The sequence below is a fragment of the Streptomyces sp. NPDC097640 genome (assembly GCF_040302705.1).
Taxonomy (GTDB): Bacteria; Actinomycetota; Actinomycetes; order Streptomycetales; family Streptomycetaceae; genus Streptomyces.
Window position 1 is genome coordinate 1 of the sequence record NZ_JBEOSB010000045.1, and the last position, 26,401, is coordinate 26,401.

The 26,401-nt window shown below is 70.4% G+C and carries 21 protein-coding genes and 8 tRNA genes; 15 read left to right on the plus strand and 14 right to left on the minus strand.

Translation table 11 applies throughout. The annotated features are described in order from the left end of the window. Positions 1-719: 719 nt before the first annotated feature. The 4 genes from ABTY62_RS44190 to ABTY62_RS44205 all read right to left on the minus strand — a co-directional run bounded on the left by ABTY62_RS44190 (position 720) and on the right by ABTY62_RS44205 (position 4,464). A tRNA-Lys gene (locus tag ABTY62_RS44190) sits at positions 720-792 on the minus strand. Between the two features lie 141 nt (positions 793-933). Continuing rightward, positions 934-3,246: a DEAD/DEAH box helicase gene (locus ABTY62_RS44195; RefSeq protein ID WP_352135049.1), complete on the minus strand. Its 2,313-nt coding sequence runs from the start codon at positions 3,244-3,246 to the stop codon at positions 934-936. A 205-nt stretch (positions 3,247-3,451) separates the two neighbouring features. After that, the gene (locus ABTY62_RS44200) at positions 3,452-3,961 is read right to left on the minus strand and encodes a hypothetical protein (protein ID WP_352135050.1); all 510 of its coding nucleotides are present in this window, start codon (positions 3,959-3,961) and stop codon (positions 3,452-3,454) included. A 152-nt stretch (positions 3,962-4,113) separates the two neighbouring features. Further along, the gene (locus ABTY62_RS44205; protein WP_311729097.1) at positions 4,114-4,464 is read right to left on the minus strand and encodes a metallopeptidase family protein; all 351 of its coding nucleotides are present in this window, start codon (positions 4,462-4,464) and stop codon (positions 4,114-4,116) included. 229 nt (positions 4,465-4,693) lie between these two features. Between ABTY62_RS44205 and ABTY62_RS44210 the strand changes: the two genes are divergently transcribed. The 3 genes from ABTY62_RS44210 to ABTY62_RS44220 all read left to right on the plus strand — a co-directional run bounded on the left by ABTY62_RS44210 (position 4,694) and on the right by ABTY62_RS44220 (position 4,957). Then, positions 4,694-4,766: transfer RNA gene (locus tag ABTY62_RS44210), tRNA-Glu, on the plus strand. 38 nt (positions 4,767-4,804) lie between these two features. Further along, positions 4,805-4,879 (plus strand) — tRNA-Asp (locus tag ABTY62_RS44215). A gap of 4 nt (positions 4,880-4,883) precedes the next feature. Continuing rightward, positions 4,884-4,957: transfer RNA gene (locus ABTY62_RS44220), tRNA-Phe, on the plus strand. Between the two features lie 125 nt (positions 4,958-5,082). On the opposite strand, the gene ABTY62_RS44225 is transcribed toward ABTY62_RS44220, so the two are convergent. Both ABTY62_RS44225 and ABTY62_RS44230 read right to left on the minus strand, forming a co-directional pair. Next, positions 5,083-5,526 carry a large conductance mechanosensitive channel protein MscL gene (locus ABTY62_RS44225; RefSeq protein ID WP_311729098.1) on the minus strand — a complete coding sequence of 148 codons (444 nt, stop codon included), beginning with the start codon at positions 5,524-5,526 and terminating at the stop codon, positions 5,083-5,085. A 132-nt stretch (positions 5,527-5,658) separates the two neighbouring features. Next, positions 5,659-6,750, minus strand: a complete 1,092-nt coding sequence (locus ABTY62_RS44230; protein WP_352135051.1) for an ABC-2 transporter permease — start codon at positions 6,748-6,750, stop codon at positions 5,659-5,661. Positions 6,751-6,860: 110 nt separating this feature from the next. On the opposite strand from ABTY62_RS44230, the gene hrpA reads away from it, so the two are divergent. The 3 genes from hrpA to ABTY62_RS44245 all read left to right on the plus strand — a co-directional run bounded on the left by hrpA (position 6,861) and on the right by ABTY62_RS44245 (position 11,475). After that, positions 6,861-10,793 carry an ATP-dependent RNA helicase HrpA gene (gene hrpA / locus ABTY62_RS44235; RefSeq protein WP_352135052.1) on the plus strand — a complete coding sequence of 1,311 codons (3,933 nt, stop codon included), beginning with the start codon at positions 6,861-6,863 and terminating at the stop codon, positions 10,791-10,793. 284 nt (positions 10,794-11,077) lie between these two features. Further along, a tRNA-Asp gene (locus ABTY62_RS44240) sits at positions 11,078-11,152 on the plus strand. A 119-nt stretch (positions 11,153-11,271) separates the two neighbouring features. Then, a complete protein-coding gene (locus tag ABTY62_RS44245; protein WP_352135053.1) occupies positions 11,272-11,475 on the plus strand; it encodes a DUF6274 family protein in 204 nt (67 codons plus the stop codon). Between the two features lie 443 nt (positions 11,476-11,918). Here ABTY62_RS44245 and bldC read toward each other — a convergent pair whose 3' ends face one another. Both bldC and ABTY62_RS44255 read right to left on the minus strand, forming a co-directional pair. Continuing rightward, entirely contained in the window at positions 11,919-12,125 is a 207-nt protein-coding gene (gene bldC / locus ABTY62_RS44250) for a developmental transcriptional regulator BldC (protein WP_003949541.1), read from the minus strand. 509 nt (positions 12,126-12,634) lie between these two features. Further along, positions 12,635-13,471: a DUF8083 family protein gene (locus tag ABTY62_RS44255; protein ID WP_311729103.1), complete on the minus strand. Its 837-nt coding sequence runs from the start codon at positions 13,469-13,471 to the stop codon at positions 12,635-12,637. A 226-nt stretch (positions 13,472-13,697) separates the two neighbouring features. On the opposite strand from ABTY62_RS44255, the gene ABTY62_RS44260 reads away from it, so the two are divergent. After that, positions 13,698-14,852, plus strand: a complete 1,155-nt coding sequence (locus ABTY62_RS44260) for a Leu/Phe/Val dehydrogenase (RefSeq protein ID WP_352135054.1) — start codon at positions 13,698-13,700, stop codon at positions 14,850-14,852. 469 nt (positions 14,853-15,321) lie between these two features. After that, complete coding sequence (locus ABTY62_RS44265; RefSeq protein ID WP_352135055.1) at positions 15,322-15,582, plus strand: DUF3073 domain-containing protein; 261 nt, start codon at positions 15,322-15,324, stop codon at positions 15,580-15,582. Positions 15,583-15,784: 202 nt separating this feature from the next. On the opposite strand, the gene purM is transcribed toward ABTY62_RS44265, so the two are convergent. The 3 genes from purM to ABTY62_RS44280 all read right to left on the minus strand — a co-directional run bounded on the left by purM (position 15,785) and on the right by ABTY62_RS44280 (position 19,495). Then, a complete protein-coding gene (purM, locus tag ABTY62_RS44270; protein WP_352135056.1) occupies positions 15,785-16,867 on the minus strand; it encodes a phosphoribosylformylglycinamidine cyclo-ligase in 1,083 nt (360 codons plus the stop codon). Between the two features lie 149 nt (positions 16,868-17,016). Next, positions 17,017-18,576 carry an amidophosphoribosyltransferase gene (gene purF, locus ABTY62_RS44275; RefSeq protein WP_352135057.1) on the minus strand — a complete coding sequence of 520 codons (1,560 nt, stop codon included), beginning with the start codon at positions 18,574-18,576 and terminating at the stop codon, positions 17,017-17,019. A 130-nt stretch (positions 18,577-18,706) separates the two neighbouring features. Continuing rightward, positions 18,707-19,495 (minus strand): maleylpyruvate isomerase family mycothiol-dependent enzyme, encoded by a 789-nt coding sequence (locus ABTY62_RS44280; RefSeq protein ID WP_352135058.1) that lies wholly within the window; start codon positions 19,493-19,495, stop codon positions 18,707-18,709. A gap of 127 nt (positions 19,496-19,622) precedes the next feature. On the opposite strand from ABTY62_RS44280, the gene ABTY62_RS44285 reads away from it, so the two are divergent. After that, positions 19,623-20,018 (plus strand): nuclear transport factor 2 family protein, encoded by a 396-nt coding sequence (locus ABTY62_RS44285; protein WP_352135059.1) that lies wholly within the window; start codon positions 19,623-19,625, stop codon positions 20,016-20,018. A 66-nt stretch (positions 20,019-20,084) separates the two neighbouring features. Here the strand turns inward: ABTY62_RS44285 and purL are convergent, their stop codons facing one another. The 3 genes from purL to purS are packed head-to-tail and all read right to left on the minus strand — an operon-like array spanning position 20,085 to position 23,328. Then, positions 20,085-22,334: a phosphoribosylformylglycinamidine synthase subunit PurL gene (purL, locus tag ABTY62_RS44290; RefSeq protein ID WP_352135060.1), complete on the minus strand. Its 2,250-nt coding sequence runs from the start codon at positions 22,332-22,334 to the stop codon at positions 20,085-20,087. Further along, complete coding sequence (purQ, locus tag ABTY62_RS44295) at positions 22,331-23,044, minus strand: phosphoribosylformylglycinamidine synthase subunit PurQ (RefSeq protein ID WP_352135061.1); 714 nt, start codon at positions 23,042-23,044, stop codon at positions 22,331-22,333. The genes purL and purQ overlap by 4 nt, the downstream gene beginning before the upstream one ends. Next, positions 23,041-23,328 (minus strand): phosphoribosylformylglycinamidine synthase subunit PurS, encoded by a 288-nt coding sequence (purS, locus tag ABTY62_RS44300; RefSeq protein ID WP_311729112.1) that lies wholly within the window; start codon positions 23,326-23,328, stop codon positions 23,041-23,043. The genes purQ and purS overlap by 4 nt, the downstream gene beginning before the upstream one ends. Before the next feature lie 305 nt (positions 23,329-23,633). On the opposite strand from purS, the gene ABTY62_RS44305 reads away from it, so the two are divergent. From ABTY62_RS44305 to ABTY62_RS44330, 6 genes are all read left to right on the plus strand, one after another. Next, positions 23,634-23,951 (plus strand): histone-like nucleoid-structuring protein Lsr2, encoded by a 318-nt coding sequence (locus ABTY62_RS44305; RefSeq protein ID WP_311729113.1) that lies wholly within the window; start codon positions 23,634-23,636, stop codon positions 23,949-23,951. Between the two features lie 98 nt (positions 23,952-24,049). Beyond that, positions 24,050-24,121: transfer RNA gene (locus ABTY62_RS44310), tRNA-Gly, on the plus strand. Positions 24,122-24,200: 79 nt separating this feature from the next. Continuing rightward, positions 24,201-24,272: transfer RNA gene (locus tag ABTY62_RS44315), tRNA-Gly, on the plus strand. 78 nt (positions 24,273-24,350) lie between these two features. Then, positions 24,351-24,426: transfer RNA gene (locus ABTY62_RS44320), tRNA-Gly, on the plus strand. A gap of 164 nt (positions 24,427-24,590) precedes the next feature. After that, positions 24,591-25,556, plus strand: a complete 966-nt coding sequence (locus ABTY62_RS44325) for an ABC transporter ATP-binding protein (RefSeq protein ID WP_352135062.1) — start codon at positions 24,591-24,593, stop codon at positions 25,554-25,556. Continuing rightward, positions 25,553-26,374, plus strand: a complete 822-nt coding sequence (locus ABTY62_RS44330) for an ABC transporter permease (RefSeq protein ID WP_352135063.1) — start codon at positions 25,553-25,555, stop codon at positions 26,372-26,374. Before ABTY62_RS44325 ends, ABTY62_RS44330 begins: the two co-directional genes overlap by 4 nt. The last annotated feature ends 27 nt before the right edge of the window (positions 26,375-26,401 follow it).

Below are 26,401 nucleotides of genomic sequence, written 5' to 3' on the forward strand. Positions count from 1 at the left end.
CCCGGAAGGAATTCCTTCCGGGGCAGCGCCCGTTCGGTGTCCGCGTATTGCCGGTCATGCTGCTCCCCGGCAGTGTCACCGTTCCGCCGGCCACGAAAATACCGTCGCTCTGGCCGCCGTTGGCCTATTTCTGGTCATCTGGTCGACTACGGTGACGGATTGCACGAGCGGCCGGATGACGAAGTCGGCGATACCGCTGCCCTGCCTTCCGGATGCATTTCCGCTGGTGGAACCAGAATTCATTGCGACATTCCAGCCGTTGATGGTGATCCCACCGCTCTCGAAGTTAACGGCGCGATTACCGGCTACTTCTAGTTGGAGATTCAGCCGCCCCAGCCGGCGACAGTGTTGTTGGTCACTTTGGCTGGAGCCGGGAGACAGTGAGGCATTGTTCGCGACCTCGATACCGTCCCCGACATTGCTCGCGGTATTCGCGGTGCGTCGAGAATGCCGCCGCCGTCGACCCCCGTGCTCACGGGCAGCCTGTCGGGCCCGTCGGGCCCGTTCGTGCCGGGACACCGCGGAACCGGTGAGGGTGTGGACACGGTTCGGCGCGAGCCGGCTCCCTCCCGGCCCCGTGCGATGGCCGTCGTCGAGCGCGCCGATCAGCCTGAGCGGAGCGCCGGGGGTCGGCATCCGCTCGGGCGCAGGCGGGTGGCACCACGTGCCCAAAACGACGAAAACCGCAGGTCAGCGGTGCACACCTGCGGTTCGCCACGTGGGTCATCAGGGGCTCGAACCCTGAACCAATGGATTAAAAGTCCACTGCTCTGCCAATTGAGCTAATGACCCGCACCCCCGCAGCATAGCTCGGCCGGGGGCGAAGACCCGAGCCAATACCCCACGGGGTCGAAAGGCCGTGCAACAACCGGGCGTTGCACGGCCCCCCGGCAGGCCGTCCGGCCGGCCTCTCAGCCGACCGGACGGCGGCCGTCAGCCGTTGCGCTTCCAGCGCGGCTTGTCGGCGCGGCGGTCGAAGGACCGGTCGTGCGAGCGGTCGTACGACCGGCCGCCGGTGTTGCCGGGCCGGTGGTCGTCGCGGCGGGCCGGACGGTCGTCACGGCGGTCGCGGTTGAACGGACGGTCGCCGCCGCGGTGGTTGTGGTCGCGGCGCTCGAACGGACGGCCCGGACGGTCGTCACGGCGGTCGCCGCCGCGGTAGCCGCCACGGTCGCCGTCCTCACGGCGCTCGAAGGTACGGCCACCGCGGTCGTCACGGCGCTCGTACGAGCCGCGCGGGCGGTCGTCACGGCGGTCACGGCCGAACGGGCGGTCGTTACGGTCGCCGTCCCGGCGGTCACGGCGCTCATAGCCACCACGGTCGTCACGGCGCTCGTACGAACGGCCGCCCCGGTCGTCACGGCGGTCGTCACGGCGGTCGTCGCGGCGGTAGCCGCCACGGTCGCGGTCCTCACGGCGCTCGAAGGGGCGCCCGCCCCGGTCGTCGCGCCGGTCGTCACGGCGCTCGTACGAGCCGCGCGGGCGGTCGTCACGACGGTCACGGCCGAACGAGCGGTCGTTACGGTCGCCGTCCCGGCGGTCACGGCGGTCGAAGTTGCCCCGCTCGTCACGGCGCTCGTAGGAGGAGCGCCGCGGCGCCTCGTCGGCCTCGGAGGCGGCGACGGCGGGCGCGGGGGCGGCCTCGGCCACCGCGGGCTCCGCCGAGCGCTGGGCGGGCACCACGACATCCGCGGGGGCGTCGGCGGCGCCCTCCGGGGCGGCGGCCTCGGTCGAGGCCTCGGCCGGCGCCACGTACTCGCCGCGCTCCCGCGCCGCCCGCGCGGTCAGCCGGTCGGCCTCCTCGCGCAGCTCGGTCGCCCGCCGCTGCGCCTTCTCCAGGTCCCGGGTGAGCTCCTGGACGTCGCGCTCGGCCTGCTTGGCCGCGTTCGCCGCCGACTCGGCCTGCACCTCGGTGAGCGAACGCGCGCCTGTGATCCGCGCCACGTCCTCGTCGAAGGCCCCGGCGCCGCCGACGATGTGGCGCGAGGCGTCCACGCCCGCGTCCTCCATCAGCCGGAAGATCTGGCGGCGCTGGTGCGGCAGCGCCAGCGACACGACGGTGCCGCTCTGCCCCGCCCGGGCCGTGCGGCCGGACCGGTGCAGATAGTCCTTGTGGTCACCGGCCGGGTCCACGTTCAGGACGAGGTCGATGCCGTCGACGTGGATGCCGCGCGCGGCGACGTCCGTGGCGACCAGCACGTTCACATAGCCGCCCTTGAAGTCGGCCAGCGTGCGGGTCCTGGCCCCCTGCGTCATGCCGCCGTGCAGCGCCTCGGCCCGCACCCCGGCGTCGCGCAGTTGCTCGGCCACGCGGTCGGCGCCGAGCTGGGTCCGCACGAAGATGATGGTGCGGCCCTTGCGGGCGGCGATGGCGGCGGTGACCGGCGCCTTGTCCTTCGGCTTCACCACGAGCACGTGGTGGGTCATGGTCGAGACCGCGCCCGCGGAGGGGTCCACCTCGTGGGTGATCGGGTCGACCAGGTAGCGCTTGACGAGGGTGTCGATCTCGTTCTCGAGGGTCGCGGAGAACAGCAGCCGCTGGCCGCCCTGCGGCACCAGGTCGAGAATCTCGGTGACCTCGGGCAGGAAGCCCATGTCGGCCATCTGGTCGGCCTCGTCCAGGACGGCGACCTGGACCTTGTCCAGCGACGCGGCGCCGCGGTCGATGATGTCACGCAGCCGGCCCGGGGTGGCGACCAGGATGTCGACCCCGCGCTCCAGCGCGTAGATCTGATTGCCCATCGAGGTGCCGCCGCAGACCACCTTGAGCTTGAGGCCCAGCACATCGCCGTACGGCTGGAGCGCGTCGCTCACCTGCATGGCGAGCTCGCGGGTCGGGGTGAGGATGAGGCCGCGGGGGCGCTTCTTCTCGGTGTGGCCGCCGGCCAGCGTGGTCAGCAGCGGAAGGCCGAAGGACAGGGTCTTGCCGGAGCCCGTACGGCCACGGCCGAGGATGTCGCTGCCGGCCATGGCGTCGGGGATCGTCGCGGCCTGGATCGGGAAGGGCGTGGTCACGCCGTTCTGCGCCAGCTTGCGGACGATCTGCTCGGGGAGGCCGAGGTCGCCGAAGGTGATCTGGGGCTCCTCGGGCGTCTGGGCGGCTTCCGCGGGCTGAGCGGATTCCTCGGCCTGGGCGGCTTCGGCGGTCTGAGCGGATTCGTCGGTCTGGGCCTGCTCGGTCAGCTCGGGTCGCTCGCCCTGTTCGTCGGCAGCGGGCATGACGGCGTGATCAGTGGAAACGGACATGCGAAATGCGAAACCTTCCGGAGTCTCGGCACGCGCCCAAGCTCCGTGTGATGTCGCAAAAAACCGCCTCAGTGCGGTCAGCCACGGGAAGGAAAGGAACGCGCCTCGCGGCGCTCTCTGCATGGCGCCGGGCAAATGGGATCAAACGATCTACCACCATACGCACCTCCACCCCCCAAGAGCAAATCCGCCGCGCCGGCGCCCGTCAGTCCGTCTCCACTTCCACGGGCGCGGGGGACGCCTGCGGGGAGCCGGGCTCCGAGGTGGCCGGCCGCGACGGCTCCGGGGTGCTCGACGCGGAATGCGAGGGGGTCGCGGTGGACGGGCTGCCCTGAGGCAGCGAGGAGGGCGCGGACGGGCCCGGCCGGTGCGGGCCCGGTCCGCTCGTCGGGGGCCTGGCGGAGGAGGGCTCGGCCGCGCCCGGCGCGGAGGTCCGGGCCGACTCCGTGCCCTCGTCCCCCGACTCGCCCTCCTTCTCCTTCTCGCCGCTCTCGTCCTTCGCCCGCTTCCCGTCCTCGCCGTCCTTCCCCCGGTCGCCGTCCGGCTCGGCGTCCGGGTACGTACGCGCCCTGGCGCCCGAAGAGGCCGCGCCGCCGCCCGGTGCCGCCCCGTCCCGGTCGTGGGGGCCGTGGTGGGGGCCCGGCCGCTTCGGGCCGTCCGAGACGCTCGTACAGCCCGTCAGGGCCACCGCCGCGGCGACGAGGGCCGCCGCCATCGCGCAGGGGCCCCGCAGGACACGAGCGGTCCGCGAGGTCCCGCGGGGGCGGGCAGGGCGGGGAGCGGGCGATCCGGGCATGTGGGGAATGCCTCCAGGGCGGGAGTCAGGGACGCACTGCCCAACTGGCCCCGCCCCGCCCAGGACACGCGTCAGCCGTAGCCGAGGGCGTGCAGCCGCTCGTCGTCGATCCCGAAGTGGTGCGCGATCTCGTGCACCACCGTGATCTCCGTCTCCTCGACCACGGCATCGCGCGACTCGCACATCCGCAGCGTCGGCCCCCGGTAGACCGTGATCCGGTCCGGCAGCACGCCCGCGTACCACTCGCCCCGGTCGGTCAGCGGCGTGCCCTCGTAGAGCCCGAGCAGCTGTGGATCGTCCGCCGGCGGCTCGTCCTCCACGAACACCGCCACGTTGTCCATCAGCCGCGTCAGCTCCGGCGGGATCCGGTCCAGGGCCTCTGCGACAACTTCCTCGAACTCCTCGCGCGTCATCTCCAACACGTGGCCATTGTCCGGCAGCCGGGCCCGGAAAGGGACGACCGCGGCACGGATCCGCAGGACGACCGGGCACGCCCCTGGGACGACCGGGCACGGCCTTCGGACGGCCGGGCACGACCCGGCGGCGCGCCCGGCGCCCACCTCCCCGTAAACCGTTTTGGCGAACCCCACCGGCATCCCATATGCTTCTCACGTCCCCGACGGCGCCGGAAGGCGCCCAGGTGGGCCATCAGCCCTCATCGTCTAGTGGCCCAGGACGCCGCCCTTTCAAGGCGGTAGCACGGGTTCGAATCCCGTTGGGGGCACGCAACACCATGTGCGAGACTAGTTCTCGCACGAGCTTGGTCCTGTGGAGCAGTTTGGAGTGCTCGCCACCCTGTCAAGGTGGAGGCCGCGGGTTCAAATCCCGTCAGGACCGCTGCGGCTGGGTAGCTCAGTTGGTACGAGCGTCCGCCTGAAAAGCGGAAGGTCGCCGGTTCGACCCCGGCCCCAGCCACCGCAGCCCATTTGGGCGTACACCCCCTCCGGGTCTCCCGGAGGGGGTGTTTTCGTGCGCGCCCCAACGCGCGCCGCCCCAATGCCCGCCGTCCGCCGCCCCGCGATCCATCGGCTCCCGGCCCGTCAGCCCGCCGCCCGCTCGGGCGCCGCGGGCTGGTCGGTCCCGCAGTACCGGCACTTGGAGGCGGCCTCCGGGATGTCGGCGGAGAGGCAGGCCGGGCAGGTTTTGACGGGCGCGGGGTCGCCGAAGACGGTGGCTCCGCGGCGCGCCTGGATCGCCTTGTACGGGAGGACGATCACGAAGTAGACCACCGCCATGAAGATGACGAAGTAGATCAGGGCGGAGATGAACGAGCCGACATTGAGGTAGGTGGACTTGTTCCCGGCCTGGCCCAGCTGCCAGCCGAGTCCGGCCGACTTGCCGCCTTGGGCGCGGGCGATGATCGGGTTGATGACGTTGTCGGTGAACGCCAGGATCAGGGTGGAGAACGCCAGGGCGATGATCAGCCCCACCGCCGCCATGATGACGTCACCACGCATCAGGAAGTTCTTGAAGCCCTTGAGCATGACGCTCCTTGTCGGGGTCCGGTCCTCCGGGGCGCTTCGGCGCGCGCCTTGGTCCCAGGACAATTGATCTTGGCCTGGCCGACAACCGGAACTGCTCCGACCGGCGGACCCCCGCCCCGCCCCGGCCCGCGCTCAGCGTTCGGGCAGCCGCACCGACGTCTCCCGGCCGCCGGGGTGGCGGTGGCGCCAGGTCCAGAAGACCGCGCCGCCCAGCAGGGCCCACCCGGCCAGCACCAGGAACGGGAAGGCGTGCTGGTACTCGCTGAAGTAGACCGCGGTGTGCTGCGCGTTGACGGAGGCGCCCGGGGGCAGCCAGCGGCCGATGAAGCCGAGCAGGGAGGGCAGAAGGGGCCAGGAGACCGCGCCGCCCGAGGAGGGGTTGCCGAGGAGCACCATGAGGCCCCAGGTCGGGATGAGCGCCCACCGTCCGAAGAGGACGTTGAACATGGAGAAGACCATCCCCGAGGTGAACATCGTCAGGGCCAGGATCGCCCAGGACTCGGCGAAGGGCAGGTCGAGGGCGCCGAGCCCCCAGTCCACGATCGCGGCGATCGCGAAGCCGCCGAGCAGCGCGTACGCGATCGTGAAGGCGATCCGCTCGACGGGCACCAGGGCCCGCGCGTTCACGCTCAGCTGGATGGCGCCGATGAAGCCGATGATCACGGCGGCGAGCGAGATGTAGAAGATCGCGAGTCCGCGCGGATCGCCGCGCTGTAGCGGATTCACGTCCCTGACCAGGACCGGCACCCCGATCGCCCGCCCCACCTTCGGCCCGGCCTCGCTGAGCAGCTGGGCCACCGAGGCCCCGGAGGCGCCGGAGACGTCCAGCTCCACCGCGCGGCCGCGGGGCCGCAGGATCGCGAAGACCGACTGCTCGTCGACGGCCCGCAGGGCCCGCGGGTACGTGGGGTAGTGGTGCAGCCTGAGCGAGGCGCCCAGGGCCTTCTCCATGCCGGCGACGAAGGCCTGCTGCTTGGGGGTGCCGTGGTCGCGGACCACGGCGGCGGTGGGGATGCGGTGCGGGGTGGGGTTGGCGAAGGCGTAGGTGTACGAGCCGGCGAAGAGCCCCGCGCCCGCCGAGATGATCAGCACCACGACCGTCGCGGGGTAGTACGGGGAGTGTCTGAAGATCGACCATGCCGATCGCCGGCCGGGGCCGCGCCGCGCGTGCTCCGCTCGGGGATTACCGCCATCGGCCGTGCCGTCGCTCGCCTCGTTGCCCATGAGGTCACGCTAGAACGGACATCACGGACATACCTCTCGGCGCGGTCTGGACAACCAGGACGGAAATAGGTTCGCCAGGCGTTTTCGGGAGGTGAGATCCTGGAGCCCGTATGTCCACCACGCCTGCCCCCGCCCTGCCCGCCCTGCTGGAGCGGCTGCCCGAGCTGATGCTGCGCGACCAGCAGCGGCTGGGGCGCCGGCTCGACGGCGCGCGCCGGATCCGTAAGCCCGAGGCCCGCGCGGCCGTGCTGGGCGAGATCGCCGATGACATCGAACGGGCCGAGCTGCGGGTCGCCGACCGCCGCGCCGCCGTGCCCGCCGTCACCTACCCCGAAGAGCTGCCGGTCAGCCAGAAGAAGGACGACATCCTCGCCGCGGTCCGGGACCACCAGGTCGTGATCGTCGCGGGCGAGACCGGCTCCGGCAAGACGACCCAGATCCCCAAGATCTGCCTGGAGCTGGGGCGCGGCGTCAAGGGCCTGATCGGCCATACCCAGCCGCGCCGCATCGCGGCCCGTACGGTCGCCGAGCGCATCGCCGAGGAGCTGCGGTCGCCGCTGGGCGAGTCGGTCGGCTGGAAGGTCCGCTTCACCGACCAGGTGAGCCAGGACACCCACGTCAAGCTGATGACGGACGGCGTCCTGCTGGCCGAGATCCAGACCGACCGCGAGCTGCGCCAGTACGACACGATCATCATCGACGAGGCCCATGAGCGCAGCCTCAACATCGACTTCCTGCTCGGCTATCTGGCCCAGCTGCTGCCCCGCCGCCCCGACCTCAAGATCGTGATCACCTCCGCCACCATCGACCCCGAGCGCTTCTCCCGCCATTTCGGCGACGCGCCGATCGTCGAGGTCAGCGGGCGTACGTACCCGGTCGAGGTGCGCTACCGCCCGCTGCTGGAGGAGGGCGGGGAGGACAGCGACCGGGACCAGATCACCGCGATCTGCGACGCCGTGGACGAGCTCCAGGCCGAGGGCCCGGGCGACATCCTGGTCTTCCTCTCCGGCGAGCGGGAGATCCGGGACACCGCCGACGCGCTCACCAAGAAACAGCTGCGCGCCACCGAGGTGCTGCCGCTGTACGCGCGCCTGTCGCACGCCGAGCAGCACCGGGTCTTCCAGCGCCACACCGGCCGCCGGATCGTTCTCGCGACCAATGTGGCGGAGACCTCACTGACCGTCCCCGGCATCCGGTACGTGATCGACCCGGGCACCGCCCGGATCTCCCGCTACAGCCATCGCACCAAGGTGCAGCGGCTGCCCATCGAGCCCGTCTCCCAGGCCAGCGCCAACCAGCGCAAGGGCCGCTGCGGGCGCACCAGTGACGGCATCTGCGTCCGGCTGTACTCCGAGGACGACTTCCTGACCCGCCCGGAGTTCACCGACGCGGAGATCCTGCGGACCAACCTGGCCTCCGTCATCCTCCAGATGACCGCCGCCGGGCTCGGGGACATCGAGAAGTTCCCGTTCATCGACCCGCCGGACCGGCGCAACATCAAGGACGGCGTGCAGCTGCTGGAGGAGCTGCACGCGCTGGACGGCGCCCAGAAGGACCCGCGCAAGCGGCTCACCCCGGTCGGGCGCAAGCTCGCCCAGCTGCCCGTGGACCCCCGGCTGGCCCGGATGGTCCTGGAGGCCGACCGCAACGGCTGTGTCCGCGAGGTCATGGTGATCGCGGCCGGGCTGTCCATCCAGGACCCGCGCGAGCGCCCCTCCGACAAGCAGCAGCAGGCCGACCAGCAGCACGCGCGCTTCAAGGACGAGACGAGCGACTTCCTGGCCTTCCTCAACCTGTGGAAGTACATCCGGGAGCGGCAGAAGGAGCTGTCCTCGTCCGCGTTCCGCCGGATGTGCCGCCAGGAGTTCCTGAACTATCTGCGTATACGCGAATGGCAGGACATCTACAGCCAGCTGCGCACGGTCGCCAAAACCATGGACATCGCCATCGAGATGTCCGACCAGGACGCGGCGCCGGACCGCATCCACACGTCGCTGCTCGCGGGGCTCTTGTCCCACCTCGGCCTGAAGGACACCGAGAGGAACGAGTATCTGGGCGCGCGCAGCGCCAAGTTCGCCGTCTTCCCCGGTTCCGCGCTCTTCAAGAAGCCGCCGCGCTGGGTCATGTCGGCCGAGCTCGTGGAGACCTCACGGCTGTGGGCGCGGGTCAACGCGAAGATCGAGCCCGAGTGGATCGAGCCGCTCGCCGAGCACCTGGTCAAGCGCACCTACAGCGAGCCGCACTGGGAGCAGAAGCAGGCGGCCGTGATGGCGTACGAGAGGGTCACGCTGTACGGCGTGCCGATCGTCGCCCAGCGGAAGGTGAACTACGGCCGGATCGACCCGGAGACCTGCCGGGATCTGTTCATCCGCAATGCCCTGGTGGAGGGTGACTGGCGCACCCACCACCAGTTCTTCCAGGACAACCGCAAGCTGCTCGGCGAGGTGGAGGAGCTGGAACACCGCGCCCGGCGGCGCGACATCCTCGTCGACGACGAGACGCTGTTCGACTTCTACGACCAGCGGCTGCCCGAACACATCGTGTCCGGGGCGCATTTCGACTCCTGGTGGAAGCACAAGCGCCGGGAGGAGCCGGAGCTTCTCAACTTCGAGAAGTCGATGCTCATCAACGAGCAGGCGGCGGGCGTCACCAAGGACGCCTATCCGGACTCCTGGCGCCAGGGGCAGCTCAAGTTCAGGGTGACGTACCAGTTCGAACCCGGCGCGGACGCGGACGGCGTCACCGTCCACATCCCGCTCCAGGTGCTCAACCAGGTCACCCCGGACGGCTTCGACTGGCAGATCCCCGGGCTGCGCGAGGACCTGGTGACCGAGCTGATCCGGTCGCTGCCCAAGCCCGTCCGCCGCAACTACGTCCCGGCGCCGAACTACGCCAAGCGCTTTCTGGACAGCGTGGTCCCGCTCCAGGAGCCGCTGACGGCCGCGCTCTCGCGCGAGCTCCAGCGGATGGGCGGGGTGCGGATCGACCCCGAGGACTGGGACCCGGACAAGGTGCCGGGCCATCTCAAGATCACCTTCCGGGTGGTCGACGAGCGGCGCCGCAAACTCGCCGAGGACAAGGACCTGGAGGCGCTGAAGCAACAGCTGAAGCCGAAGACCCGGGCCGCCATCTCCAAGGCCTTCGAGACCTCCAAGGAGGGCGGGGGCATCGAGCAGCGCACCGGGCTGACCCGGTGGGCGGTCGGCACGCTGCCGCGCACCTTCGAGACGCGCCGCGCGGGCCAGCCCGTCAAGGCGTACCCGGCGCTCGTGGACGAGGGCGCCTCCGTGGCCGTACGCCTCTTCGACACCGAGGCCGAGCAGCGCCAGGCGATGTGGCGCGGCACCCGCCGGCTGGTCCTGCTGGGACTGCCCGCCAACCCGGCCAAGTTCGCCCAGGGCCAGCTGTCCAACCAGGCCAAGCTGGCGCTGTCGCGCAGCCCGCACGGCAGCGTCCAGGCGCTGTTCGAGGACTGTGTCGCCGCCTCCGCCGACCGGCTGATCGCGGCGCGCGGCGGCCCGGTGTGGGACGAGGAGAGCTTCCACAAGCTCTTCGACGGCGTCCGGGCCGACATCATGGACGCCACGCTCGACACCGTGCGGAAGGTCCAGGAGGTGCTGGCCGCCTGGCAGTCCTGCGAGCGGCGGCTGAAGGCCACCACGAGCCCCGTGCTGCTGGCGTCCCTCGCGGACGTCAAGGAGCAGCTGACGGAGCTCATCAGGCCCGGTTTCGTGACCGAGCACGGGGTGCGCCGCCTCCCGGACCTCATGCGCTATCTGGTGGCCGTCGACCGGCGGCTCCAGCAGCTCCCGGCCAACGCCGAGCGGGACCGGGCGCGGATGGCGAAGGTCAAGGAGATGCGGGACGAGTACGCCTGGCTGCTGGAGCAGTTCCCCAAGGGCCGGCCGGTGCCCCAGGAGGCGCTGGAGATCCGCTGGATGATCGAGGAGCTGCGGGTGAGCTACTTCGCGCACGCCCTCGGCACGGCCTACCCGGTGTCCGACAAGCGCATCGTGAAGGCCATCGACGCGGCGGCGCCCTGACGGCCGCGCTCAGGCGGGGCTCCGGGCGGGTGTGGCCCCCCGGGGTCCCGGCTAGCCCTGAGGCGCCGAGACGGCCCCTGAGGCGCCCTCACGGGCCTCCCGGGGCCGCCCGGGAGACAGGCTCGCGCAGTCGGGCGTTCGGGCCGGCGTACCGCCGCCGGACGGCCCGCACATGGCCGCCGGACGGCCGCCGGGCGCGAGTTCGACCGCACCCCCTGACCTGCTGTAGAGTCTGTCTCCGCAGCGCACGGAAGAGCGCGGCAGCCAAACGGCGAGAGCCGTATGGTCCTGTGGAGCAGTTTGGAGTGCTCGCCACCCTGTCAAGGTGGAGGCCGCGGGTTCAAATCCCGTCAGGACCGCAGCGTGAAAGGCCCGGACCCGTACAGAGGTCCGGGCCTTTCGGCGTCTTGACGGCGGCACGTACCAGAGGTACCCAAGCTAGAAGGCGCTAAGGGGGCGCGCGCGGGAGGTACGGCTTATGACGACATCCGCGAGGCATGAGACCAGGGCGCTGCTCCGCGCGCATCTGGCGGCCGCCACGGGCTATCGCCACTTCACCCGACACTGTCCCATCTGCCATCGGCTGCTGCGGCTCGCCATGGAGCCGATGAGGGACGCGGCGGCGGAATCGCGGTCCACCGAATCAGAGGGCGGTTCGGCGACAACGGCGGCAACTCGGTAAGCCCTTACCGCAGTTGCCGAGCGAACGACAAGCATTGTGCGGTGTGACGGGAGTCACCGAATGGGCTTGCGGAGTGGGGGAACTTACGCCTCTCCTACAACAAGTCAATTTAATATGTGCAATTGCACCGCCCATCCAAGCCCCTGGAAGACCCCGGGAAGGGCTCCGGAAGGGGTCATTCCAGACCGACCCGACCACCCGCTCGAACCCTCCCGCGACATCGCGCCACGGCTTGCTACCGGTGAGTCACCAAGGCCCCCGCGGACGCGCGCGGACACAAAAAGATCGCGCTGGACCCGGCGGAGTCCAGCGCGATCGACGACGCACCCATGTCGAGCGGGCGTGGGCCTGTTGGGGCAGGCACCAGTCGTTGTGGAGCTAGTGGAGCTGAGCGGGCTCTTTCCAAGGCTGGGGGGCCGGAAAATGCCCGGTTATGCGGTTGTTCAGGCCTCGCTGCGCTGCTGCGGGATGCCCGCGAGAAGCGCACGGACCTCCGCTTCGCGGTAGCGCCGATGCCCTCCGAGCGTGCGGATGGACGTGAGCTTGCCGGCCTTGGCCCACCGCGTGACCGTCTTCGGGTCCACGCGGAACATCGTGGCAACCTCAGCCGGGGTCAGCAGCGGCTCGGCATCAGGGGTGCGAGCGGTCATGAGCGGCCTCCTCGGGAGAACCGAACCATCACGGTTCTTTCCTCTAAATTCTGCACCTTGACCCACGTTGCCCGAAATGGCGGACGCGGGCCGAGTCGGTTATAGGACGAACGGCTTGTCCTCGGCACTACAACTACACCATCTGTCCAGCCCCGTCGGCCAAACCGATGGAATTGCCCTCTCAGGTGTTCAACCTCGACGGAAGCCGATGGACCATGCCATAGCGGACAGTCACGCGGCCGTGACGATCAGTCACAACAGGATCAGGGTCACCAGACCCCGCCAAGGAGTGCAATACCGATGAATCCGCCCATACTTGGGCGGAAGGAGGCCTTCCCGGACTCCTTGTCCTATTTTGACACGAGGGTGGGGGATTGCCGCAAGGCCCGAAGTCAGTGCTTTAGATCACGATTGAGGCAATGGCCCGGATCGGGACCTACGTCCCGCACCGTCTCTCTACATCCCCGCATGTCCCCGTACATCCCCGTGTCATCCCCGTGTCAGTGGTCTCAGCTCGCGTTCTGGCGGCCGCGAACCGCGGTCCAGCGCTCCGTCAGCCGCTGGTACGCGCTTCCCGCCCGCTCTCCGTCCCCGTCACGCAGCGCCGCGAGCCCCTCCGCCACATCGGCGGCGGAGCGGTCGTCGTCCAGCTGCCCTGAGGGCACCGCGTGCACCAGACCGCCGTAGTCGAGCTCGACCAGCGAACGCGGGTGGAATTCCTCGAGCCACCGACCGACATCTACCAGCCCGTCGATCAGCGGACCCTCGCCGAGACCATCTTTGAGCACCTTAAGGCCACGCGCCACTCGGCGCCTGGCCTGAACCATGGGGGTCCGGTAGCGCAGCAGCGGCCCGTCCTCCCCCTTGGTGTACTCGCGCTCGTCGTCCGCGAAGAGCACGAACCAGCGCACCGGCACATGCCAGGTCGCCGACCTGATCCACGGCCGGGCGTCCGGGTTGCGCTCCAGCCACCGCTCGTAGTCCGCGGCCGCCTGCCGGCGCACCACCGGGGGCAGCGCGGCGTCCAGCAGCGGCGCCGGGAGCCGCTCGGCGACCTCCTCCAGGGCCAGCCAGCCGCGCAGCCGGGTGCGCCACGGGCAGACGCAGGTGACCCCGTCCACGACCGCCACGAATGCGTCGCTGCTCTCGTGCACGGGCACCGCCACCGGCGGCACCGGCAGCAGGTCGGCCAGCGAGCGCCGCAGCTCGTCCTGGGCGCCCGGCAGGTCGTCGCGCTTGGCATAACGTGCCCAGTGGGAGCGTTCGGGCTCGGGAAAGGCCGCCAGCGGCTCGTAGACCCGGAGGTACGCCGCGTAGGGGACAACCACCGAAGACGCCACGGTCACGCGCGCTCCCTCTGGGTCCGAGACCAAGGTCCGAGACAAAGGTCCGAAACGGTCGCCTGGGCGCCGCTCGTCCCGGGCTGACCGCATCGTCCCACGGCCCGCACGGCCACTCGTTGCCCGCCTTCCGGACTCAGTACGGACGGTGCCGTTCCGAGCCGCCCCTCAGGGCTTACGCTCTTGCCCACCGGCCCTCCCCACCAGCAAGGAGGGCGCCACAACGCGGCATATGGGAGTCACCACAGTGACCGACGTACGTCATACCGTCAGCGTCGACGGTCCGGCGGGCAGCGCAGTATCCGGGTCCTCGTCCCCGCTCACCACGCTCTTCGCCTCCGACCAGGGCGGCCATGAGCAGGTCCTGCTCTGCCAGGACCGGGCGAGCGGCCTGAAGGCCGTCATCGCCATCCACTCCACCGCCCTGGGCCCGGCCCTCGGCGGCACCCGCTTCCACGCCTACGCCTCCGAGACGCGCCCCGAAGAAGCGGCCGTCATGGACGCGCTCAACCTCGCCCGCGGCATGTCCTACAAGAACGCGCTGGCCGGGCTCGACCACGGCGGCGGCAAGGCCGTCGTCATCGGGGACCCCGAGCAGATCAAGACCGAGGAGCTGCTGCTGGCCTACGGCCGCTTCGTGGCCTCCCTCGGCGGCCGCTACGTCACCGCCTGCGACGTCGGCACCTATGTCGCCGACATGGACGTCGTCGCCCGCGAGTGCCCCTGGACCACCGGCCGCTCCCCCTCCGCGGGCGGCGCGGGCGACTCCTCGGTCCTCACCGCCTACGGCGTCTTCCAGGGCATGCGGGCCAGCGCCCAGGCGTCCTGGGGCGAGCCCACGCTGCGCGGCCGCCGGGTCGGCATCGCGGGCGTCGGCAAGGTCGGCCACCACCTCGTCGAGCACCTGCTGGAGGACGGCGCCGAGGTCGTGGTCACGGATGTGCGGGCCGAGTCCGTCGAGCGGGTCCGCGCCCGCCACCCCGAGGTGACGGCCGTCGCCGACACCGACGCGCTGATCCGCACCGAGCTCGACGTCTACGCCCCGTGCGCCCTGGGCGGCGCGCTCGACGACACCACGGTCGCCGCGCTCACCGCGCGCGTGGTGTGCGGAGCCGCCAACAACCAGCTGGCCCACCCCGGGATCGAGAAGGACCTCGCCGACCGCGGCATCCTCTACGCGCCGGACTACGTCGTGAACGCCGGCGGGGTCATCCAGGTCGCGGACGAACTGCACGGTTTCGACTTCGACCGGGCCAAGGCCAAGGCGGCAAAGATTTTCGACACCACGTTGGCCATATTCGATCGGGCACAGACCGATGGCATCCCGCCGGCCGCGGCCGCCGACCGGCTGGCCGAGCAGCGCATGGCGGAGGGCCGCCACTCCTGACCGCCGCTCCTCACCGCGACCGCCGACCGCGGCGGCCTTCGACCGCCACTTCTACAGGCGCTCGAAGTCGCCGGAGAAAACACCCGGGGAACCCCTGGGAAAACGCCCGAGAAGCGCTTCGGCAGGCCGTGCGGGACCCTATGGACGTCATCTGGACAAGTGCCGGACAAGTGCCGTACCGGGTCCCGTACGGGGCCGTAGGGAGCCATCAGGGAGAGATCCCTCACGGCCTCTCGGCGGGTCGGCGCCGCAGACGCGTTAAAATCGCAGCTGACCAGCGGGTACAGGGCTGCCCGCCGGTTATGCGGCGTGGCACGTCATGCGGGCGACGTACCGTATGGCCACAGAAGCAGGTACCGTTGAAGCCCTACGGGCCGGGTTCTCTTTCGAGAGTCCGCTCTGAATTATGAACATGAACGCGTGTCAAGACTCTGGGGCCGTCGAGCCCCGTCGTTAAGGGGGTCGAGCCATGGGGCGCGGCCGGGCCAAGGCCAAGCAGACGAAGGTCGCCCGCCAGCTGAAGTACAACAGCGGTGGGACGGATCTCTCACGCCTGGCTGATGAGCTGGGCGCATCGACATCGAACCCGCCGCCGAACGGCGAGCGGTTCGAGGACGATGAGCTGGACAACGACCCGTACGCACAGTACGCGGATTTGTACAACGACGACGAAGACGATGACGACGCCGACGAGCAGTCGGGTCCGTCCGCGCAACGTCGTCGCGCCTGACCGTTAACTTCAGGTCGTTTCAGGCGCTCGGCTGCGAGCCGCACCTCCGCCGGTCCGGGGCAACCGCCTCGGACCGGCTTCTGTGCTGCCCTCGCACCCCTGGAGGCCACCCGGCACCCCGACGGATGGCCCAGGGGGCCGACGGGGCGCCACGGGGCCGTACGCGGCGCCTCGGTTGGGGTCGTCACGGTCGTCCGCTCGATCAGCTCGCGTAGTCGCCGATCACGGACGCGCCCGCGGCGTGCTCGGCGGTCCGCTCGACGATCTCGCCGCTGACCCAGGCGTCCACGCCGCGGTCCGCGAGAGTGGCCAGCGCCACATCGACCGACTCCCCGGGCACGACGGCGATCATGCCGACGCCCATGTTCAGGGTCTTCTCCAGCTCCTCCCGCTCGACCGAGCCGGCCTCCCCGACCAGGCCGAAGACCGGGCCCGGGGTCCAGGTGGAGCGGTCGACCACCGCGTGCAGCCCGTCCGGGATGACCCGCGCGAGGTTGTTCGCCAGCCCGCCGCCGGTGATGTGCGAGAAGGCGTGCACCTCGGTGGTCCGGGTGAGGGCCAGGCAGTCCAGCGAGTAGATCCGGGTGGGCTCCAGCAGCTCCTCCCCCAGCGTCCGGCCCAGCTCCGGGACCTCCCGGTCCAGGGACCAGCCGGCCCGCTCGAAGAGCACATGGCGGACGAGTGAGTACCCGTTCGAGTGAAGTCCGGACGACGCCATGGAGATCACGGCGTCCCCCGTCCGGATACGATCCGCGCCCAGCACCCGGTCGGCCTCGACCACGCCCGTGCCGGCCCCGGCCACATCGAAGTCGTCGGCGCCCAGCAGCCCCGGGTGTTCGGCGGTCTCGCCGCCCACCAGCGCACAGCCCGCCAGCGCACAGCCCTCGGCGATGCCCTTGACGATGGCGGCGACCCGCTCCGGATACACCTTGCCGACGCAGATGTAGTCGGTCATGAACAGCGGCTCGGCGCCGCACACCACCAGGTCGTCCACGACCATGCCGACCAGGTCGCGGCCGATGGTGTCGTAGACCCCCATCCGGCGCGCGAGGTCCACCTTGGTGCCGACCCCGTCGGTGGCCGAGGCCAGCAGCGGCCGCTCGTAGCGCTTGAGGGCGGAGGCGTCGAAGAGCCCGGCGAAGCCGCCGAGGCCGCCCACGACCTCGGGCCGCGTCGCCTTCTTCACCCACTCCTTCATCAGCTCGACCGCGCGGTCGCCCGCCTCGATGTCGACGCCCGCGCTCGCGTACGTGGACCCGGCCGCGCCCGGGGAAGGCTCAGACATGACGTTGAGATCTTTCGTGTCGTGATGAAAAGGCGTCGGGATTCGTGATGGGGATGGCCGAGGACCGAGCCGTGGCGGCCGGGGCCGTACCGGGCCCGGTCCCGACGGGGCTCCACGGGCGCTGTGGCCCGCAGAGCCCTCACGGTCCGCTACGGGCGCCGCAGCGCGTCCCCGCCGCCGACGCCGGCCGTCAGCGTCGCCACACCGTCCGCGTCACTGCGGATCGGCGCCTGCGTCTCGGCCTCCAGGAGGTGCTTGCCGAGCAGCTCGGGGTCCGGGAGCTCCATCGGGTACTCACCGTCGAAGCAGGCCCGGCACAGGTTGGGCTTGGCGATCGTGGTCGCCTCGATCATGCCGTCGATCGAGATGTACGCCAGCGAGTCGGCACCCAGCGACTTGCCGATCTCCTCGACCGACAGACCGTTGGCGATCAGCTCGGCGCGGGTGGCGAAGTCGATGCCGAAGAAGCACGGCCACTTGATGGGCGGGCTGCTGATGCGGATGTGCACCTCCGCCGCCCCGGCCTCGCGCAGCATCCGGACGAGCGCGCGCTGGGTGTTGCCGCGGACGATCGAGTCGTCGACGACCACCAGGCGCTTGCCCCGGATGACCTCCTTCAGCGGGTTCAGCTTGAGCCGGATGCCCAGCTGGCGGATGGTCTGCGAGGGCTGGATGAACGTCCGGCCCACATACGAGTTCTTGACCAGCCCCGAGCCGTAAGGAATCCCGCTGGCCTCCGCGTAACCGACGGCGGCCGGGGTGCCGGACTCCGGCGTGGCTATCACCAGGTCGGCCTCGGCCGGGGCCTCGGCGGCCAGCCGGCGGCCCATCTCCACCCGGGACAGATACACGCTCCGGCCGGCGATGTCGGTGTCCGGGCGGGCCAGATAGACGTACTCGAAGACACAGCCCTTGGGGCGCGGCTCCGCGAAGGTCGTCGAGCGCAGCCCGTTCTCGTCGATCGCGACCATCTCGCCCGGCTCGATCTCCCGGATGAACGAGGCGCCCACGATGTCCAGGGCGGCGGTCTCGGAGGCCACCACCCAGCCGCGCTCCAGACGGCCGAGGACCAGCGGGCGGATGCCCTGCGGGTCACGGGCCGCGTACAGCGTCTGCTCGTCCATGAAGACGAGGCTGAAAGCGCCCTTGACCTCGGGCAGCACGATCGGGGCCGCCTGCTCGACGGTCAGCGCCTTGCCGTCCTCGTCGACCTGCCCCGCGAGCAGGGCGGTGACCAGGTCGGTGTCATTGGTCGCGGCGACCTGGGTGGCCCGGCCGTTGTCCCGCGGCAGCGCCGCGACCATCTCGGCGAGCTGGGCCGTGTTGACCAGGTTTCCGTTGTGGCCCAGCGCGATCGAGCCGTGCGCGGTCGCGCGGAAGGTCGGCTGCGCGTTCTCCCACACCGAGGCTCCGGTGGTGGAGTAACGGGCGTGACCGACCGCGATATGGCCCCGCAGGGAGCCGAGGGATGTCTCGTCGAAGACCTGGGAAACCAGGCCCATGTCCTTGAAGACCAGAATCTGGGAGCCGTTGCTCACCGCGATGCCCGCGGACTCCTGTCCACGGTGCTGCAGTGCGTACAGCCCGAAATAGGTGAGTTTGGCGACCTCTTCGCCCGGAGCCCAGACACCGAAGACGCCACACGCGTCCTGGGGGCCCTTCTCTCCGGGGAGCAGGTCGTGGCTGAGTCGTCCGTCACCACGTGGCACGCCACCGAGTCTAGGACAGTTCCGGAGCGCCACGGCACGAGGGACGGCGAGGGGGGCGTAAGTCACATTCCCGGAAGACCCCCCAGAAGGCCCCGCGAACGCTTCCAGGAGCCCTGGGACGCGTGTGGCGTCAGCCCAGGAGCGGCAGGTGGGGCGCGAGATCGGCGCGCTCGCCACTGGCCGTGACCTCCGCCTCCTCGACCGCCTCGGACCAGTCCAGACGGCCCGTGGCGAGGCGGATCCAGGTCAGCGGGGCCGTCTCGACGACGTTCGGGGGCGTGCCGCGGGTGTGCCGGGGGCCCTCGACGCACTGCACGACCGCGTACGGCGGGACGCGCACCTCGACCGAGCCCCCGGGCGCCTTCGCCGCCAGCGCGTCGGCGAGCAGGCGCGTGGCGGCGGCCAGGGCCTGGCGGTCGTACGGGAGCGTGGTCCCGAGCGCGGCCGCCAGGTCGTCGGTGTGCACGACCAGCTCCACACAGCGGGTGACGAGGAAGTCGTCGAGCCTCATCGCCCCCACCCGGGCGGCCAGCAGCCGGTCGCCGGGCGCCTGGGGCAGGAGCTCGGCGAAGCGCGCGGCGGCGCGGTCCAGCAGCTCGGCCGGCGCCGCGCTCGCCGCGAGCGATCGGGTGTCGTCGTCGATATCCCCGCCGAGCGCGGCGGTCGCGGCCACCCAGCCGGTCGCGGTGACCTCCTGCGCGGGCGGCGCGGGCCGCTCCAGGTGGCGGCCGACCGCCCCCACGGCCATCGACAGATGCGCGACCAGTTCCCGGACCGTCCAGTCGCCGAGCCGCGTCGGCGCGGCCCATTGCTCCTCGCCCAGGCCGCGCACCGCGTCCCGTACGTGCTCGAACTGCGCGGTCACGGCGGCGCGCGTCCTGGCCGGGTCATAGGTACGGGCGCGGGGGCGGGGAGGCATGCGGCCGAGCCTATCGAGGAGCCCCGAGAAGCCCCGAGGAGCACGGCCGGAGCGTGGACAGCGCGGGGGCGGCGGCAGAGGATGGAAGGGAAGGTGACAGAAATCAGCACGAAAGGCGTGAAACGCCATGGCTGAGCACCCGGATTGCACTCTGGTCCGCCGCAGCTACGAGGCCTTCGCCCGCGGTGACCTGGACGCCCTGGCGGGGCTGATGACCGCCGATGTGACGCATCACGTCCCCGGCGAGAGCTCCATATCGGGCCATCACAAGGGCCGTGAGGCCTGCGCCCAGCTGTACCGCCGCCTGGGCGAGCTGTCCGGCGGCACCCTGCGCGCCGAGCTGGAAACGCTGCTGGCCGACGGGCGCGGGCATGTGATCTCCGTCCACCGGCGCCGTGCGGAGCGCGACGACATCGGCATCGACATGAAGATCGGCATGTTCTTCACCATCGTCGGCAGGAAGATCAGCGACATCGACGAGTGCAGCGAGGACATCGACACCTCGAACACGTTCTGGCGCTGAACGAGACGGCCCCGCTCCCTGTGTGACGGCAGGGAACGGGGTTTATCCCGTCATACGGGGCAGGCGTCAGGCGAGCAGACCCGGAATCGTCGCCTCGTGCGCCTCCTTGAGCTCCGCCAGCGGCATGCTGAACTGGCCCTGGACGTCGATCGCGTCCCCGTCCACCACACCGATCCGGGCCGCCGGAAGACCCCGCGCCCCGCACATGTCGTTGAAGCGGACCTCCTCGCTGCGCGGAACGGCCACCACGGCGCGGCCCGCCGACTCCGACAGCAGGAAGACGAACGGATCAATGCCGTCGGGCACCACGATCCGGGCGCCCTTGCCGCCGCGCAGACACGACTCGACGAGCGCCTGGATCAGACCGCCGTCGGACAGGTCGTGCGCCGCGTCCACCATGCCGTCGCGCGAGGCCGAGATCAGGATCTCGCCGAGCAGCCGCTCCCGCTCCAGGTCCACCTTCGGCGGCAGCCCGCCGAGGTGGTCATGGACCGTCTGCGACCAGGCCGAGCCGCCGAACTCCTCCTCGGTGTCACCGAGCAGGTACAGCAGGTGCCCCTCGTCCGCGAACCCGACCGGGGTGCGGCGCGCCACATCGTCGATGACGCCGAGGACGGCGACCACCGGCGTCGGGTGGATGGCCACGTCCCCGGTCTGGTTGTAGAGGGAGACATTGCCGCCGGTGACCGGGGTGCCCAGGGTCAGACAGCCGTCGGCCAGGCCACGGGTGGCCTCCGCGAACTGCCACATGACCGCCGGGTCCTCGGGCGAGCCGAAGTTCAGGCAGTCGGAGATGGCGAGCGGCTTGGCGCCGGAGGCGGCGACATTGCGGTACGCCTCGGCGAGCGCGAGCTGCGCGCCCGCGTACGGGTCGAGCTTGGCGTAGCGGCCGTTGCCGTCCGTGGCGACCGCGACGCCGAGGCCGGTCTCCTCGTCGATGCGGACCATGCCGGAGTCCTCGGGCTGGGCGAGGACCGTGTTGCCCTGGACGAAGCGGTCGTACTGGTCGGTGATCCAGGACTTGGAGGCCTGGTTCGGGGACGAGACGACCTTGAGGACCTGCTCGCGCAGCTCGGCGGGGGTCGCCGGGCGCGCCAGCTTGTTCGCGTCGTCGGCCTGAAGGGCGTCCTGCCACTCCGGGCGGGCGTACGGGCGCTCGTACACCGGGCCCTCGTGGGCGACGGTGCGCGGCGGGACGTCGACGATCTGCTCGCCGTGCCAGAAGATCTCCAGCCGCTCGCCGTCGGTGACCTCACCGATGACGGTGGCGATGACGTCCCACTTCTCGCAGATCTCCAGGAAGCGGTCGACCTTGCCGGGCTCCACGATCGCGCACATGCGTTCCTGCGACTCGCTCATGAGGATCTCCTCGGGCGAGAGCGTCGCGTCGCGCAGCGGCACGGTGTCCAGCTCGACGCGCATGCCGCCGGAGCCGGCCGAGGCCAGCTCGCTGGTGGCGCAGGAGAGCCCGGCGCCGCCGAGGTCCTGGATGCCGGCGACCAGGTCTTCCCTGAAGATCTCCAGGGTGCACTCGATGAGCAGCTTCTCCTGGAAGGGGTCGCCGACCTGGACGGCGGGGCGCTTCGTCGGCTTGGTGTCATCGAAGGTCTCGGAGGCCAGCACGGAGACGCCGCCGATGCCGTCGCCGCCGGTGCGGGCGCCGTAGAGGATGACCTTGTTGCCCGTGCCGGAAGCCTTGGCGAGGTGGATGTCCTCGTGCTTCATGACACCCACACAGAGCGCGTTGACCAGCGGGTTGCCCTGGTAGCAGGGGTCGAAGACGACCTCGCCGCCGATGTTGGGCAGGCCCAGGCAGTTGCCGTAGCCGCCGATGCCCGCGACCACGCCGGGCAGCACCCGCTTGGTGTCGGGGTGGTCGGCGGCGCCGAAGCGCAGCGGGTCCATCACGGCGACCGGGCGGGCGCCCATGGCGAGGATGTCGCGGACGATGCCGCCCACGCCGGTGGCCGCGCCCTGGTACGGCTCGATGTAGGAGGGGTGGTTGTGCGACTCGACCTTGAAGGTGACCGCGTAGCCCTGGCCGACGTCGACCACGCCCGCGTTCTCGCCGATGCCGACGAGCAGCGCGTCGTTCTCGGGGGCCTTCTCGCCGAACTGCCGCAGATGGACCTTGCTCGACTTGTACGAGCAGTGCTCGGACCACATGACGGAGTACATGGCCAGCTCGGCGCCGGTCGGGCGGCGGTCGAGGATGGCGCGGATGCGCTCGTACTCGTCCTGCTTGAGGCCGAGTTCGGCCCAGGGCTGCTGGACGTCCGGGGTCTGCTCCGCGTGCTTGACGGTGTCCAGAGTCATGCGTCAACCAGGTTCTTGAGGATCGAGGTGAAGAATCCGAGCCCGTCGGTGCCGCCGGTGCCGATCAACGGCTCGACGGCGTGCTCGGGGTGCGGCATGAGGCCGACGACATTGCCCGCCTCGTTCGTGATGCCGGCGATGTCGCGCAGCGAGCCATTCGGATTGCTGCGCTCTTTGGGGGGGTACCCCCCAAGCCCCCCGCCCTCATAACGGAAGGCGACACGGCCCTCTGCTTCGAGTTCGTCCAGAACCCGCTCGTCGGCCACATAGCGGCCATCGATGTTCTTGAGCGGGATGTTGATCTCCTGGCCCTGCTCGTAGGAGCGGGTCCAGGCGGTGTCGGCGTTTTCCACTCGCAACTTCTGATCACGGCAGATGAAGTGCAGATGGTTGTTCGGCAGCATCGCGCCGGGCAGAAGATGAGTCTCGGTGAGAACCTGGAAGCCATTGCAGATGCCAAGTACGGGCATGCCCGCCTTCGCCTGCTCGATCACCGACTCCATTACCGGGGAGAAGCGGGAGATCGCTCCGGCCCGCAGATAGTCGCCATACGAGAAGCCCCCGGGCAGCACGACCGCGTCGACCTGCTTGAGGTCCTTGTCGCGGTGCCACAGCGGCACGGCCTCCAGCCCGGCGACGCGGACGGCGCGCTGGGTGTCGCGGTCGTCGAGCGTGCCGGGGAAGGTGATGACTCCGACGCGTACGGTCACGACTCCGCCTTCGCGGCGAGCGCGGCCTGATCGGCCTGATCGGCCTCGATCCGCACGTCGAAGTCCTCGATCACGGTGTTGGCAAGGAAGGTTTCCGCGATCTCGCGGATACGGGCGAGGGCGGCGTCATCGACCGGGCCCTCCACCTCGAGTTCAAAGCGCTTGCCCTGACGGACGTCGGCGATCCCCTCGAAACCCAGACGGGGCAGCGCGCGCTGCACCGCCTGTCCCTGGGGGTCGAGGATCTCCGGCTTGAGCATGACGTCGACTACGACGCGTGCCACTGGCACTCCCGATGGTGTTGCTGGTGCGTAAGGCGGTCCGCCAAGCCTACCTCGACCGAAATTCTACGCGGGTAGATTAGGCTGGCCTTCCGTCACGTTTAAGCATCGGCAGGTGCATCCGCTGGGGAAAGTTCCAGGAAAAACGTATGGTCCCGATTGCGACGTGACACGCGGGCAGAATTAGCGGGGCTTCACAATGCAATGCTCGCCGCTGTACAAATGAAAAAGCATTGTTCACTAACAACAGGACAGCTGCCATCTTTGCACGTCAACGCATCGATGCAGCCCGAAAGGACCGATATCCCGTGGCGCAGCGCGTAGTAGTCACGCTCTCCGACGACCTCGACGGCGGTCAGGCGGAGGAGACGGTCTCGTTCGGACTCGACGGCAAGGGGTACGAGATCGACCTCAACGCTGCCAATGCGACGAAACTCCGCGGCCTTCTCGAGCCCTACGTGGAAGCGGGCCGCAAGCGGTCCCGCTCCGGCAAGGCCTACCGCCGCACCTCCGTCGCCCCCGACCCGGCCGCCGTCCGCGCCTGGGCGCGGTCGCACGGCATGGAGGTCCCGCCCCGCGGCCGGATCCCCAAGAAGGTCTACGAGGCCTTCAACGCGTCGAACTGAGCAAGCCCCCGCACCGAGTTGCACACCCACCCTGGTGATCCGCTAGAGTCTGGAACACGCCGAGGGGCGAGGCCGAAAGGCAAAACCCCGAGGAACGCGCGGGTGTAGCTCAGTAGTAGAGCGCCCTCTTTCCAAGAGGGAGGCGCAGTGTGCAATCCCTGTCACCCGCTCTCATCGCTCGACCGAACCACTCCAGTGGATCAGGTAGAGTGATGGACACGCCGATCGGCGGAAGTTGATCGGAGTCACGCGGGTGTAGCTCAGTAGTAGAGCGCCCCCTTTCCAAGGGGGAGGCGCAGTGTGCAATCCCTGTCACCCGCTCTCATCATCTGCTCGACCACTCCGGTGGATCAGGTAGAGTGGTGGTCGCGCCGGTTGGTGAAAGCCAGTCGGATGCATGCGGACGTGGCTCAGTTGGTAGAGCATCACCTTGCCAAGGTGAGGGTCGCGAGTTCGAATCTCGTCGTCCGCTCCATGGCCTTAAGGCGCCGGTCGAATCGACCGGCGCCTTAAGGCTTTTATGGCTTCAGTGGTCCTGAGAGTTCGGTGGTCCTGAGAGATTGCCCTGCTGACATTTGTCATCCGAGCTCATGACAGCCCGCACTACCCGCGCCCCGAGAACGGCGGAAGCCTGGAGGCATGGATCTCGGGGACAACGCGATAGACGTCACAGAACTACGGCGCAGGTACGGCACCTCTTCGGCTCAGGGCTTCGAAGCCGTGCGGGGCGTCTCCTTCTCGGTCGAGCACGGCGAACTGTTCGCCCTGCTGGGCACCAACGGCGCCGGCAAGACCTCCACCGTCGAACTGCTGGAGGGGCTGGCCGCCCCGACCGGCGGCCGGGTGCGGGTGCTGGGCCACGACCCGTACCGCGAGCGGGGCCAGGTCCGGCCGCGGATCGGGGTGATGCTTCAGGAGGGGGGTTTCCCGTCCGAGCTGACCGTGAGCGAGACCGTTCAGCTGTGGGCGGGGTGCACCAGCGGGGCGCGGCCGGTCGGCGAGGCCCTGGACCTGGTCGGTATGGCCCGGCGCCGGGACGTACGGGTCAAGATGCTCTCGGGCGGGGAGCGGCGCCGCCTTGATCTGGCGCTCGCGCTGCTCGGCCGCCCCGATGTGCTGTTCCTCGACGAGCCGACGACCGGCCTCGACGCGGAGAGCCGGCGCGACACCTGGGAGCTGGTGCGCGCCCTGCGCGACGAGGGCACCACCGTGCTGCTGACCACGCACTACCTGGAGGAGGCCGAGGAGCTGGCCGACCGGCTCGCGATCATGCACCAGGGACGGATCGTCACCTCCGGGCGGGTCGCGGACATCGTGGCCGAGCGGCCCTCGCACCTCTCCTTCACGCTCCCGGCCCCGCTCTCCGCCGCCGACCTGCCCTCGCTCGCCCAGCTCGGCGCCACCGACCGCGAGACGGACGGGCGGACGGTACGGCTGCGCACCCGCGACCTCCAGCGCACGGCCACCGAGGCGCTGGTGTGGGCGCGGGCCCAGGGGCTCGAACTCGGCGGGCTCGACGCGCGGTCGGCCTCGCTGGAAGAGGCGTTCCTGCATATCGCCCAGGGCCTGGAGAAGACGGAAACGGCGAAGGGGAACGCCCGATGACCACGACGCACACCACGACGCACACCACCACCGGCGCCACGAAGACCGCCGCCCGCACGACCGCGCGCGCCCGTGTCACCTCACTCGCGCGGGCCGAACTGACGCTGCTCATACGGAACAAGGCCGCGCTGACCTACGCCCTGCTGCTGCCCGGCTCGCTCACCCTCAGCATGACCACCTTCACCAGCGATATCGACCTCGACAAGGCCGGTCTGGACCTGCCCACGCTGGTCCTCCCGGGCTCGATCGGCCTGGCGCTGATCCTCGCCGTCTATATGAACCTCGTCGGCGTCTACGTCATCCGCCGCGAGGAGCTGGTCCTCAAGCGGCTGCGCACCGGTGAGCTGACCGACCCGGAGATCCTCGCCGGGGCGGCGCTCCCCGCCGTGCTGATGGGGCTGGTGCAGTGTGTGCTGATGGTCGCCGCGGTCGGCCCGGCGCTGGACGCGCCCGCGCCGGGGTCGCCACATCTGGTCGTGCTCGGGGTGGCCGCCGGGCTGGCCCTGATGGCCACGCTGGCCGCCGCGACCGCGGCCTTCACCAAGACGGCGGAGTCCGCGCAGCTGACCCCCATGCCGGTGATGCTGGTGTCGATGCTGGCCTCGGGGCTGTTCGTACCGCTCGACATCATGCCGGACCGGGTGGCGGCGGTGTGCGAGTGGGCGCCGCTGACCCCGGTGGTCGCCCTCGTACGGGCCGGCTGGACCGGCGGGATGGGCCTCGGCGAGGCGCTGACGGCCCTGGCCACGGCGGCGGCCTGGACGGCCCTGGCAGGGTGGACCGTGCGCCGGCGGTTCCCGTGGGAGCCGCGGCGCTGACCGATCGTGGTCCGTGCCGGCCGAGGG